Source organism: Burkholderia pyrrocinia, from assembly GCF_003330765.1.
Classification (GTDB): Bacteria; Pseudomonadota; Gammaproteobacteria; order Burkholderiales; family Burkholderiaceae; genus Burkholderia; species Burkholderia pyrrocinia_B.
In genome coordinates, this window is sequence record NZ_CP024903.1 from 477,847 (window position 1) to 490,606 (window position 12,760).

The following is a 12,760-nucleotide window of genomic DNA, read 5'->3' on the forward strand; positions in this document are numbered from 1 at the left end:
GACGATAGATTGTTTCCTGTGCGGTAACAGTGGTGAGCCGAATCAGTCTTTCAACCGGCTTTCTTTTAGGTTGATGTAATAAGTATGAAGAATATGTCGGATGGCGGCGCGCGGTTCAGCGCGCCTCGGCCGCCGTGTCGAACGGCCGGCCCGGCGAGCGCCCGGCCGGCGCGCCCGAACTGAGGAATCGCACGCCCGTCGCGGCTTCCGACGCTTCCCACAGTAGCGCCGCCGAGGCCACGTCGCGTGCTGCACGCGGAACGCGCGCGGGCGCCGGCAGCCCGCGCGATTCGAACCAGCCGGACGGCCCGATATACGCGCCGCCCGCGATATCGGGCGACGTCGCCGCATGAATCGCGGGCAGCGCGCCCTGGTCGGCCGGCTGCGCGAGATAACGGTTCGCGGCGCGCATCAGCGCAGCGCGGGCGGGCGAACTGTCCATCGCGGGGCCGGCGAACTGCAGGTTGGTCGCCGCATAGCCAGGATGCGCGGCCACGCTGATCCCGGCGAACGCCGCACGCTCGAAGCGGCGCTGCAGCTCGATCGCGAACACGAGGTTCGCGAGCTTGCTGTCGCAATAGGCCAGATAACGGTTGTAGCGATGCTCGGCGCGCAGGTCGTCGACGCGAATCCGGCCGCCGCGGTTCAGGCCGCTCGACATCGTCACGACGCGCGCCCGACGGGCGGCGCGCAATGCGGGCAGCAGATGGCCGGTCAGCGCGAAATGGCCGAGGTGGTTGGTGCCGAACTGCATCTCGAAGCCGTCGTGCGTGTGCCGCAACGGCAGGAACATCACGCCGGCGTTGTTGCAGAGGATGTCGACGCGGCCATGGCGTTCAGCTACATCGGCCGCGAAGCGTTCGATCGACGCGAGATCGGCGAGGTCGAGCGCATCGACTTCGACGCGTGCATCGGGATGAAGCCGGCGGATCGCATCGGCCGCCTGCGTGGCGCGCGCGGCGTCGCGGCAGCCCATCACGACCGTCGCGCCTTTCGCGGCCAGCGTTTCCGCGAGCTGCCAGCCGAGGCCGCTGTTGGCGCCGGTCACGACCGCGACCTTGCCGCCCTGCGCCGGGACGTGGCGCGCGCTCCATGCATGCATGTCTGCCTCCATCGGCGCGGCCGATCGGCCGCGGCACGTAATCGTTACATTGAGTGGCGTAACGATAGTGCGTGCGGGCGTGGCAGACAAGCGGGGGAATTAGACCGGCGATTCTAGGGCTGGCGCGTTGCGTGGCGCCGCGCGCCCCGGCGCGCGGTCGGCAGGCGTTACCTGCCCCCGGCCAGCGCCAGCACTTCGGCGGCGGAGATCATTGCGGCCGCGTTCGCGGGCGCCGGGCGTTCGGCCGGGCGAAAGACTTCGTCGCCGCGATGGATGACCTGGCGCGACAGCGCGCAGGTGCCGGTGCGCTGCGCGAAGCGGCGGCGCCAGCGCTGTTCGCCGTAGTGACAGCGGCCGGGTTCAACCCAGCGGACGACGAGCAGCGTATCGGAACGTTCGAGAATTTCGACGTGGACGTCGGCGGGATCGAGCGCAGGCAGGGATTTGGAGGCCTTCATTTTGCCGTTTCCTAAAGCTCGTGCGGTTTCGTCCGTGGCAGTGGATGTCACTACCCGATGGCGAATCCGTAGCGGTTTCCATGAGTGGTGCGCTAAATGTAAGCGTCTGTGACCGGAAAAAACATCCTGTCTGGCTCAAATTACCTTTTGCCGATTTAGAAACAATCCACGCTTATTTTCTTGGAAACCACAGACAAAAGCGCCCCGGACGCGAAGTCCGGGGCGGAAATCGGCCCGCGCGGCCGTGTCTGCTCGCCCAGTCACGGGGTACATCGCCGGGGGACGGAGGTGCCCGCAGGGATCGAACGCGGGCGGGGAGGCGATGTACCGGAAGCGCGGTCCGGCAACGCCATGATGGCGCGCGCATCCCGTTGAGACCCTGACGCGAACATGACTTTTTTGTCAGTTTGGCGCGGCCGTCGCGCCGAGCGCGCGCGGAAAAATCGCCGAAAGGCCCGCCGGCACTGGGTTTGCGCGAATGCGCGGGGGTGCCGCCGGGGCTGGTGGACTGCCGGATTTCTATCCGCCTGCCGGATTCACCTGCCCGGGTAAATACTGAATCGCGATTTCGTGACAAACGCGCGATCACTTCCTATGATTGGTTGGACCTTTAGTCCTTTGTGCCAATCGACCGGCTGGCGGCCGGCTTTTACGGAAGAGGTGCTCATGAGATTGCAGGGCAAGCGTGCGCTGGTCACGGCGGCCGGGCAGGGCATTGGCCGCGCGACCGCGCTGCGGTTCGCAAGCGAGGGCGCGGACGTGCTGGCGACCGACATCAACGAAGCCGCGCTCGCGCGGCTCGCGGCCGACGCAGAACGCGCGGGCGGCCGGCTCACCACGCGGCGGCTCGACGTCACCGACGCACACGAGGTCGCGGCGCTCGCCGCGAACGAACGCGCGTTCGACGTGCTGTTCAACTGCGCGGGCTATGTGCATCACGGCTCGATTCTCGACTGCGACGATGACGCGTGGATGTTCTCGCTGAACCTGAACGTCACGTCGATGTACCGGCTGATCCGCGCGCTGCTGCCGGCGATGCTCGAAGCCGGCGGCGCGTCGATCATCAACATGGCATCGGCCGCGTCGAGCGTGAAGGGCGTGCCGAACCGCTTCGTGTACGGCACGACCAAGGCGGCCGTGATCGGCCTGACCAAGGCGGTGGCCGCCGATTTCGTCGAGCAGCGCATCCGCTGCAACGCGATCTGCCCGGGCACGATCGAATCGCCGTCGCTGGAAGACCGGATCGCCGAGCAGGCGCGCACGCGCCAGGTATCGACCGATACCGTGCGTCAGGCATTCGTCGCGCGCCAGCCGATGGGGCGCATCGGCAGCGCGGACGAAGTGGCCGCGCTCGCGCTGTACCTGGCCTCCGACGAAGCGTCGTTTACGACCGGTGCGATCCACCTGATCGACGGCGGCTGGTCGAACTGACCGTGCGTTCCCATTCACTTTCCGTTTCCGTTCGGACGACCCCATGAAACTGCTGAGATTCGGCGACAAACACCATGAAAAACCGGGCCTGCTCGATGCGCAGGGCCACATTCGCGACCTGTCCGGCGTGATCGACGACATCGCCGGCGACGCGCTGACGCCCGCCGCGCTCGCGCGGCTGCGCGATATTCCGCCGTCGTCGCTGCCGCTCGTCGAAGGCACGCCGCGGCTCGGCGCGTGCGTCGGCCGCGTCGGCAAGTTCATCTGCATCGGGCTCAACTATTCCGATCACGCGGCCGAATCGGGAATGGAAGTGCCGAAGGAGCCGGTCGTGTTCGGCAAGTGGACGAGCGCGATCTCGGGGCCGAACGACGACGTCGAGATTCCGCGCGGCTCGGAGAAGACCGACTGGGAAGTCGAACTCGGCGTGGTGATCGGCCAGGGCGGCCGCTATATCGCGGAAGCCGACGCGCTGTCGCACGTCGCGGGCTACTGCGTCGTGAACGACGTGTCGGAGCGCGAATACCAGCTCGAACGCGGCGGCACGTGGGACAAGGGCAAGGGCAACGACACGTTCGGCCCGCTCGGCCCGTGGCTCGTGACGGCCGACGAAGTGCCCGATCCGCATGCGCTGCGGCTGTGGCTCGACGTCGACGGCCATCGCTACCAGAACGGCACGACCGCGACGATGGTGTTCCGCGTGCCGCACCTGATCAGCTACCTGAGCCGTTTCATGAGCCTGCAGCCGGGCGACGTGATCTCGACCGGCACGCCGCCGGGCGTCGGTCTCGGGCAGAAGCCACCCGTCTATCTGCGCGCCGGGCAGGTAATCACGCTCGGCATCGACGGGCTCGGCGAGCAGCGTCAGCGCACCGTGCAGGCCTGATTCCCTTTCCCGGACGGTTCGTCATGCCTATCATTCGATCGATGCGCGTCCTCGACGTGCGCTTCCCGACTTCTCGCCAGCTCGACGGCTCCGATGCGATGAATCCGGACCCCGATTATTCGGCCGCCTACGTCGTGCTCGAAACCGACCGCGACGGGCTCGAAGGTCACGGGCTCACGTTCACCATCGGGCGCGGCAACGAAATCTGCTGCGCGGCGATCGACGCGATGCGTCACCTCGTCGTCGGCCTCGACCTCGACTGGATCCGCGAGGACATGGGCCGCTTCTGGCGGCACGTCACGTCGGACAGCCAGTTGCGCTGGATCGGCCCCGACAAGGGCGCGATCCACCTCGCGACCGGCGCCGTCGTCAACGCGGTGTGGGATCTGTGGGCGAAAGCCGTGGGCAAGCCGCTGTGGCGGCTCGTTGCCGACCTGAGCCCCGAGGAACTGGTGCGCGCAATCGACTTCCGCTACCTGACCGATTGCCTGACGCCGGAGGAAGCGCTCGACCTGCTGCGCCGGCAGGCGCCCGGCAAGGTCGCGCGGATCGCGACGCTGGAGCGCGACGGCTACCCGTGCTACACGACGTCGGCGGGCTGGCTCGGCTACAGCGACGACAAGCTGCGCCGGCTGTGCGGCGAGGCGGTCAAGGCCGGCTTCGACTACGTGAAGCTGAAGGTCGGCGCGAACCTCGAGGACGATATCCGCCGCGTGACGATCGCGCGCGAGGTGATCGGCCCCGAGCGCAAGCTGATGATCGACGCGAACCAGGTGTGGGAAGTCGACGAGGCGATCGACTGGGTCCGCGAGCTGGCTTTTGCGCGGCCGTGGTTCATCGAGGAGCCGACGAGCCCCGACGACGTCGAAGGGCATCGCAAGATCCGCGAGGCGATCGCACCCGTGCAGGTCGCGACCGGCGAGATGTGCCAGAACCGCGTGTTGTTCAAGCAGTTCATCGCGCGCGGCGCGATCGACGTCGTGCAGATCGACGCGTGCCGGCTCGGCGGCGTGAACGAGATTCTCGCGGTGATGCTGATGGCCGCGAAGTACGGGCTGCCCGTGTGCCCGCACGCGGGCGGCGTCGGGCTGTGCGAATACGTGCAGCACCTGTCGATGATCGACTACATATGCATTTCCGGCACGAAGGAAGGGCGCGTGACCGAATACGTCGATCACCTGCACGAGCATTTCGTCGAACCGTGCGTGGTGCGCGGCGCGGCGTACATGCCGCCGACGGCGCCCGGCTTCTCGATCGAGATGAAGCCCGAATCGCTGGAGCAATATCGGTTCCGCGGCTGACGCACGGCGACAACATGAACGACGGAGACGCGAAGTGGATTTGAACCTGCAAGACAAGGTCGTGATCGTGACCGGCGGCGCGTCGGGCATCGGCGCCGCGATCTCGATGCGGCTCGCCGGCGAAGGCGCGATTCCGGTGGTGTTCGCGCGCCACGCGCCCGACGACGCGTTCTGGCGCGAACTCGCGCAGCAGCAGCAGCGCGCCGCGTGCGTGTCCGTCGAGCTGCAGGACGACGCGCAGTGCCGCGACGCGGTCGCGCAGACCGTCGCGCAATTCGGCCGGATCGACGGCCTCGTCAACAACGCGGGCATCAACGACAGCATCGGGCTCGATGCCGGGCGCGACGCGTTCGTCGCCTCGCTCGAGCGCAACCTGATCCACTACTACGTGATGGCCCACTATTGCGTGCCGCACCTGAAAGCGACGCGCGGCGCGATCGTCAACATCTCGTCGAAGACGGCCGTGACCGGGCAGGGCAATACGAGCGGCTATTGCGCGTCGAAGGGCGCGCAGCTCGCGTTGACGCGCGAATGGGCGGTCGCGTTGCGCGACGACGGCGTGCGCGTGAACGCGGTGATCCCGGCCGAGGTGATGACGCCGCTCTACCGGAACTGGCTCGCCGGCTTCGACGACCCCGATGCGAAGCTCGCCGGCATCGCGGGCAAGGTGCCGCTCGGCAAGCGCTTCACGACGGCCGAGGAAATTGCCGACACGGCCGTGTTCCTGCTGTCGGCACGCGCATCGCACACGACGGGCCAGTGGCTGTTCGTCGACGGCGGCTATACGCATCTCGATCGTGCGATCGGCTGAATGCAGCGGAACCCCGACCCCATGCCAACCGACCCGAACCTGAGCGCCGCGCCGCCGCTGATTGCCTTGAGCGGCATCAGCAAGCGCTTTCCGGGCGTGCTGGCGCTCGACGACTGCCGTTTCGACCTGCGTGCCGGCGAAGTGCATGCGTTGATGGGCGAGAACGGCGCCGGCAAGTCGACGCTGATGAAGATCCTCGCGGGCGTCTACCAGCGCGACGACGGCGAGATCCGGATGGACGGCCGCGCGGTGGAGATCGCCGATCCGCGCGCCGCGCAGGCGCTCGGGATCGGCATCATCCATCAGGAACTGAACCTGATGAACCACCTGAGCGTCGCGCAGAACATCTTCATCGGCCGCGAGCCGCGCGGCCGCTTCGGCGTGTTCGTCGACGAAGACCGGCTCAACCGCGACGCGGCCGCGATCTTTGCGCGGATGCGGCTCGATCTCGATCCGCGCACGCTGGTCGGCCGGCTGACGGTCGCGAAGCAGCAGATGGTCGAGATCGCGAAGGCGCTGTCGTTCGACTCGCGCGTGCTGATCATGGACGAGCCGACCGCCGCGCTCAACAACGCGGAGATCGCCGAGTTGTTTCGCATCATCGGCGACCTGCGCGCGCACGGCGTCGGCATCGTCTACATCTCGCACAAGATGGACGAGCTGCGCCAGATCGCCGATCGCGTGACCGTGATGCGCGACGGCAAGTACGTCGCGACCGTGCCGATGGCGGACACCTCGATGGACGCGATCATCGCGATGATGGTCGGCCGCCAGCTCGAAGCGGAATCGCGCACGCCGCCCGATACATCCGCGAACGACGTCGCGCTCGAAGTGCGGGGGCTGTCGCGCGGCCGCGCGATCCGCGACGTCGGCTTCACGCTGCGGCGCGGCGAGATCCTCGGCTTCGCGGGGCTGATGGGCGCGGGCCGCACCGAGGTCGCGCGCGCGGTGTTCGGCGCGGACCAGGTCGACGCGGGCGAGATTCGCGTGCACGGCAAGACCGTGACGATCCGCACGCCGGCCGACGCGGTCGCGCACGGGATCGGCTACCTGTCCGAGGATCGCAAGCATTTCGGGCTCGCGGTCGGGATGGACGTGCAGAACAACATCGCGCTGTCGAGCATGCGCCGCTTCGTGCGCCGCGGCGTGTTTCTCGACGCGCGCGCGATGCGCGACACCGCGCAGGCATACGTGCGGCAGCTCGCGATCCGCACGCCGTCGGTCGCGCAGCCCGCGCGGCTGCTGTCGGGCGGCAACCAGCAGAAGATCGTGATCGCGAAGTGGCTGCTGCGCGACTGCGACATCCTGTTCTTCGACGAGCCGACGCGCGGCATCGACGTCGGCGCGAAAAGCGAGGTCTACAAGCTGCTCGACGCGCTCGCCGCCGACGGCAAGGCGATCGTGATGATCTCGTCGGAACTGCCCGAGGTGCTGCGCATGAGCCACCGCATTCTCGTGATGTGCGAAGGCCGCGTCACGGGCGAACTCAGCGCGGCCGACGCCACGCAGGAAAAGATCATGCAGCTCGCGACGCAGCGCGAGTCGACCGTATTGTCCTGATTCACAAGCCGATCCGATCATGTCCAACGATACGCATCCTGTCCCGCCCCTCGCTTCCGGCGACACGCCGGCCGGCGCATCCGGCTTCCGCGCCCGCTTCTTCAACCCGGCCGCGCGCCAGAAGCTGCTCGCGTTCGCGAGCCTCGTGCTGCTGATCGCGTTCTTCAGCATCGCGTCGCCGAACTTCCTCGAAGTCGACAACCTCGTCACGATCCTGCAGGCCACCGCCGTGAACGGCGTGCTGGCCGTCGCGTGTACCTACGTGATCATCACGTCGGGCATCGACCTGTCGGTCGGCACGCTGATGACGTTTTGCGCGGTGATGGCCGGCGTCGTGCTCACGAAATGGGGGATGCCGCTGCCGCTCGGGATCCTGGCCGCGCTGCTCTTCGGCGCGCTGTCGGGCAGCGTGTCGGGCTTCGTGATCGCGAAGATGAAGGTGCCGCCGTTCATCGCGACGCTCGGCATGATGATGCTGCTCAAGGGGCTGTCGCTCGTGATCTCGGGCACGCGGCCGATCTACTTCAACGACACGCCGGGCTTCACCGCGATCGCGCAGGATTCGCTGATCGGCAACCTGATTCCCGCGCTGCCGATTCCGAACGCGGTGCTGATCCTGTTCCTCGTCGCGATCGGCGCGTCGATCGTGCTGAACCGGACGATCTTCGGCCGCTACACGTTCGCGCTCGGCAGCAACGAGGAGGCGCTGCGGCTGTCGGGCGTGAACGTCGACGCGTGGAAGATCGCCGTCTACACGTTCAGCGGCGCGGTGTGCGGGATCGCCGGGCTGCTGATCGCGTCGCGGCTGAATTCCGCGCAGCCCGCGCTCGGGCAGGGCTACGAGCTCGATGCGATCGCGGCCGTCGTGATCGGCGGCACGTCGCTGTCGGGCGGCGCGGGCAGCATCGTCGGCACCATCATCGGCGCGTTCATCATGAGCGTGCTGACCAACGGCCTGCGCATCATGTCGGTCGCGCAGGAATGGCAAACCGTCGTGACGGGCGTGATCATCATCCTCGCCGTCTACGTCGACATCCTGCGCCGGCGGCGCCGTTGACGCGGGCAGGCGTGCGCTTCACCGCCGGTTTCGGCCGGCGTTCCATTCGATACGAAAAAAGGAGACGCGAAGTGATCAGGAGCAAGGTGTTGAACGCGATCGTCGGGCTGACGTTCGCCGTCGGCGTCACGGCCGGCGCACAGGCGCAGGAAACCTACATCCCGCTGATCTCGAAGGGCTTCCAGCATCAGTTCTGGCAGGCCGTGAAATCGGGCGCGATGCAGGCCGCGAAGGACTACAAGGTGAAGGTGACGTTCGAAGGGCCCGAGACCGAGGCGATGGTCGACAAGCAGATCGACATGCTGTCGGCCGCGATCGCGAAGAAGCCGGCCGCGCTCGGCTTCGCGGCGCTAGACAGCAAGGCCGCGCTGCCGCTGCTGAAGAAGGCGCAGGCCGAGAAGATCCCGGTGATCGCGTTCGACTCGGGCGTCGACAGCGACATCCCGGTGACGACGGCCGCGACCAACAACAAGGCGGCCGCGTCGCTCGCCGCCGACAAGCTCGCCGCGCTGATCGGCGACGAAGGCCAGGTGGCGGTGGTCGCGCACGACCAGACGAGCCGCACGGGCATCGACCGCCGCGATGGCTTTCTCGACCGGATGAAGTCGGCGCACCCGAAGGTGCAGGTCGTGACCGTGCAGTACGGCGAAGGCGACCAGCTGAAGTCGACCGAGGTGACGAAGTCGATCCTGCAGGCGTATCCGAAGCTCAAGGGGCTGTTCGGTACCAACGAAGGCTCGGCGATCGGCGTGGTCAACGGCGTGCGCGAGATGAAGCGCAAGGTCGTGATCGTCGGCTACGATTCAGGCAAGCAGCAGAGGGACGCGATCCGCAGCGGGCTGATGGCCGGCGCGATCACGCAGAACCCGATCGGGATCGGCTACAAGACGGTCGAAGCGGCCGTGAAGGCGATCAAGGGCGAGAAGCTGCCGAAGGTCATCGATACCGGTTTCTACTGGTACGACAAGACCAATATCGACGACCCGAAGATTGCGGCGGTGTTGTACGACTGAACGTTGCGTTGCGGCGGCGCGCGCCGCCGCAACGACCGAACACGAGGGCATCATGGGCGCAGTGCGTATCGATTCCCATCAGCACTTCTGGCGTTATCGCGCGGCCGACTATCCGTGGATCGGCCCCGGGATGGACGTGCTCGCGCACGACTACTTGCCCGACGCGCTGTGGCCGCTGATGCATGCGCAGGCGTTCGGCGCGTCGATCGCGGTGCAGGCGCGCGCCGGGCGCGACGAGACGGCGTTCCTGCTCGAGCTCGCCCGCGACGACGCGCGCATCGCGGCGGTGGTCGGCTGGGAGGATCTCGGCGCGCCGCAACTCGCGGAGCGCGTCGCCGAATGGCGCAGCCCGAAGCTGCGCGGCTTTCGTCATCAGGTGCAGGACGAAGCCGATGCCCGCGCGTTCGTTGCCGATCCCGGTTTCAATCGCGGCATTGCCTGGTTGCAGGCGCACGGCTACGTGTACGACGTGCTCGTATTCGAGCGTCAGTTGCCGGACGTGCACGCATTCTGCGCCCGGCACGATGCGCACTGGCTCGTGCTCGACCATCTCGGCAAGCCCGCGCTGGCCGAGTTCGATCGCGACGAAACGGCGTTCGCACGCTGGCGCGCCGCGTTGCGCGAGCTGGGCGCGCTGCCGCATGTCGCGTGCAAGCTGTCGGGGCTCGTGACCGAGGCCGACTGGCGGCACGGCCTGCGCGCGCAGGACATCCGGTATATCGAGCAGTGCCTCGATGCGGCGCTCGACGCGTTCGGCCCGCAGCGGCTGATGTTCGGGTCGGACTGGCCCGTGTGCCTGCTCGCCGCGTCGTATGACGAAGTGGCGTTGCTGGTCGAGCGCTGGGCCGAAGCGCGGCTGTCGGCGGCCGAGTGCAACGCACTGTGGGGCGGCACCGCCGCGCGTTGTTACGCGGTGCCGGGCGATACGGGGCCCGGCATATAAAATAGGCGCGAACGGCCTGCTCGATTCGTCAGACCGTCCGGAACGAAACCGATTACCAGCATCAACGTATGTCCATCCAGCCGATTCAGAACCGCCGCCTCTACCAGCAGATCGCCGACAAGCTCAGTGCGATGATCGAGTCCGGCGATTTTCCGCCGGGCAGCTATTTGCCGCCGGAGCGTGAGCTGGCCGAACAGTTCGGCGTGTCGCGCACGTCGGTGCGCGAAGCGCTGATCGCGCTCGAAGTGAGCGGGCTCGTCAGCGTGCGCGTCGGTGACGGCGTGAAGGTGCGCCATCCCGAAACGGCCGCCGCACCCGAGCCCGAACCCGATGCGAAAGGCGCGCCTTTCACGATTGTCGAGATCGATCCCGAGCTCGGCATCGCACTCGACCTCGACACCGAAATCCCGCCGTTCGCGCTGTTGCAGGCGCGCCGGCTGATCGAGCCGGAAGCCGCCGCGCTGGCCGCGAAGCACGGCTCGGACGCGCAGATCGACGGGATTCACGCCGCATTCCTGCGCAACGAGGAAGACAACCGCAGCGGCTCGCTCACGCACCCGGGCGACCGGCTGTTCCATATCCGCATTGCCGAAGCGAGCGACAACCCCGCGTATGCGCTGATGATCAAGCAGTTGCTCGCGCACAAGTACGACCTGATGTTCCAGCGGCTGCAGTCGCTGTACATGCCGAACGACATGCCGCACCGGTCGGAACTGGAGCACCGCGCGATCCTCGATGCGATTCGCGCGCGCGACCCGGACGCCGCGCGTCGCGCGATGGCCGAGCATCTCGACGAAGTGATCCGCATCTTCGGTCGCGCGCTCGACTGAGCGCGCGCGTTGCTTCCCTACGCGTTCAGAAGCGGTCGGCGCGATAGGGCGCCGGATCGGTGAAGGGCGCCTCGCCCGTCATCATCTCGGCCAGCAGGCGGCCGGTGACGGGGCCGAGCGTCAGCCCGTGATGGTTGTGCCCGAACGCGAACCACAGGCCGCGATGCGCGGGCGCGGGGCCGATCACCGGGCGCATGTCGGGCGTGCACGGCCGGAAACCGAGCCACGGCTGCGGGTCGAGCCGCTCGCCGAAACCGAACACGGGCCGCGCGACGCGTTCCGCGCGTTCTAGCTGCACGCCGGTCGGCGGTACGCGGCGCCGCGCGATCTCGACGCCGGTGGTGAGCCGCAGCCCGCGCCGCATCGGCGCGATCACGTAACCGTATTCGCGATCGACGATCGGCGCCGACGGCACGCCGCGCGCGGACGGCGCGTAGTGCATGTGATAGCCGCGCTTCTCGCGCAGCGGAATCTTGTAGCCGAACTTGCCGAACACCGTGTCGGACCACGGGCCGAGCGCGACGACGACGGCCGGCGCGGCGGCCGGGCCGTCCTGCGTTGTGACCTGCCAGCCGGGCGACAGCGCGGTGAGGCTCGCGGCGTCGCCGGTCAGCAGCGTGCCGCCGCCCTGCACGAAGAGTTGTGCGTACGCTTTGACGAGCGCGGACGGATCGACGACGCTTTTCGGATCGAGCCAGTGCAGCGCGCCGCAGAAGCCCGGCGCGAGGCTCGGTTCGTGCGCGAGCAGCGCTGCGGCATCGAGCGGCGTGATGCCGAGCCCGTGGCGGCGCGCGGTGAGCCCGGCCTCGGCCACGCCGCGTTCGAAGGCGGCCGGCGTGCGGAACGCTTCGAGCCAGCCGCTTGCGCGGACGAGTTCGCCGGCGCCGGCCCGCGCGATCAGCGCGTCGTGCTCGACGAGGCAGCGCTCGATCAGCGGCAGCATGTCGCGCGACGCCGCCGCGTGACGCAGCGGCGCCGATTCCCACCAGAAACGCGCGAGCCACGGCGCGAACGCGGGCAGCGACGCGCTGTGCCAGTAGAGATCGGTCGAGCGGTTCAGCGCATAGCGCATCAGCGTGAACGGGCTGCGCGGGAACGGATACGGTTCGACCGACGAGCGCTCGATCAGCCCCGCGTTGCCGAAGCTCGTGCCTTCGCCGGGCGCGCCGCGATCGACGAGGGCGACCTTGCGGCCGCGGTCCTGCAGGTGCAGCGCGGCGGAGACGCCGACGATGCCTGCGCCGAGAACGATGACGTCGAAATCCATGGGTGATGAAAGACGGTTGGCGGTGCGCTTGCCCGCGATGCGGTGTGCGCGCCCAGGTTGGGGGGCGTTCGAACTGCAAGCATACTCGCGGCGGCGCGGGG

The 12,760-nt window shown here is 67.9% G+C and carries 12 protein-coding genes; 9 read left to right on the forward strand and 3 right to left on the reverse strand.

Annotation, left to right across the window (positions count from 1 at the left end; genetic code table 11):
* Nucleotides 1–115 precede the first annotated feature (115 nt).
* Together CUJ89_RS19680 and CUJ89_RS19685 are read right to left on the reverse strand one after the other, a co-directional pair.
* Nucleotides 116–1,102 (reverse strand): oxidoreductase, encoded by a 987-nt coding sequence (locus CUJ89_RS19680; RefSeq protein WP_114181454.1) that lies wholly within the window; start codon nt 1,100–1,102, stop codon nt 116–118.
* A gap of 167 nt (nt 1,103–1,269) precedes the next feature.
* Nucleotides 1,270–1,560: a DUF3331 domain-containing protein gene (locus CUJ89_RS19685; protein ID WP_039366241.1), complete on the reverse strand. Its 291-nt coding sequence runs from the start codon at nt 1,558–1,560 to the stop codon at nt 1,270–1,272.
* Between the two features lie 666 nt (nt 1,561–2,226).
* On the opposite strand from CUJ89_RS19685, the gene CUJ89_RS19690 reads away from it, so the two are divergent.
* The 9 genes from CUJ89_RS19690 (at nt 2,227) to CUJ89_RS19730 (ending at nt 11,392) form a co-directional block, all read left to right on the forward strand.
* A complete protein-coding gene (locus tag CUJ89_RS19690) occupies nt 2,227–2,991 on the forward strand; it encodes an SDR family oxidoreductase (protein ID WP_114179170.1) in 765 nt (254 codons plus the stop codon).
* Between the two features lie 43 nt (nt 2,992–3,034).
* Nucleotides 3,035–3,877 carry an ureidoglycolate lyase gene (locus CUJ89_RS19695; RefSeq protein WP_114179171.1) on the forward strand — a complete coding sequence of 281 codons (843 nt, stop codon included), beginning with the start codon at nt 3,035–3,037 and terminating at the stop codon, nt 3,875–3,877.
* Between the two features lie 23 nt (nt 3,878–3,900).
* The gene (locus CUJ89_RS19700) at nt 3,901–5,178 is read left to right on the forward strand and encodes an L-fuconate dehydratase (protein WP_114179172.1); all 1,278 of its coding nucleotides are present in this window, start codon (nt 3,901–3,903) and stop codon (nt 5,176–5,178) included.
* 34 nt (nt 5,179–5,212) lie between these two features.
* Entirely contained in the window at nt 5,213–5,989 is a 777-nt protein-coding gene (locus tag CUJ89_RS19705) for an SDR family oxidoreductase (protein WP_114179173.1), read from the forward strand.
* Nucleotides 5,990–6,010: 21 nt separating this feature from the next.
* Nucleotides 6,011–7,549, forward strand: coding sequence for a sugar ABC transporter ATP-binding protein (locus tag CUJ89_RS19710; RefSeq protein WP_114181455.1), 1,539 nt, complete (start codon nt 6,011–6,013; stop codon nt 7,547–7,549).
* A 19-nt stretch (nt 7,550–7,568) separates the two neighbouring features.
* Nucleotides 7,569–8,606: an ABC transporter permease gene (locus tag CUJ89_RS19715; protein WP_114179174.1), complete on the forward strand. Its 1,038-nt coding sequence runs from the start codon at nt 7,569–7,571 to the stop codon at nt 8,604–8,606.
* Between the two features lie 71 nt (nt 8,607–8,677).
* Nucleotides 8,678–9,619 carry an ABC transporter substrate-binding protein gene (locus tag CUJ89_RS19720; protein WP_114179175.1) on the forward strand — a complete coding sequence of 314 codons (942 nt, stop codon included), beginning with the start codon at nt 8,678–8,680 and terminating at the stop codon, nt 9,617–9,619.
* A gap of 52 nt (nt 9,620–9,671) precedes the next feature.
* Nucleotides 9,672–10,562 (forward strand): amidohydrolase family protein, encoded by an 891-nt coding sequence (locus CUJ89_RS19725; protein ID WP_114179176.1) that lies wholly within the window; start codon nt 9,672–9,674, stop codon nt 10,560–10,562.
* Nucleotides 10,563–10,630: 68 nt separating this feature from the next.
* Nucleotides 10,631–11,392, forward strand: a complete 762-nt coding sequence (locus CUJ89_RS19730) for a FadR/GntR family transcriptional regulator (protein WP_114179177.1) — start codon at nt 10,631–10,633, stop codon at nt 11,390–11,392.
* A 25-nt stretch (nt 11,393–11,417) separates the two neighbouring features.
* On the opposite strand, the gene CUJ89_RS19735 is transcribed toward CUJ89_RS19730, so the two are convergent.
* The gene (locus CUJ89_RS19735) at nt 11,418–12,659 is read right to left on the reverse strand and encodes an NAD(P)/FAD-dependent oxidoreductase (protein WP_114179178.1); all 1,242 of its coding nucleotides are present in this window, start codon (nt 12,657–12,659) and stop codon (nt 11,418–11,420) included.
* Nucleotides 12,660–12,760: the final 101 nt, after the last annotated feature.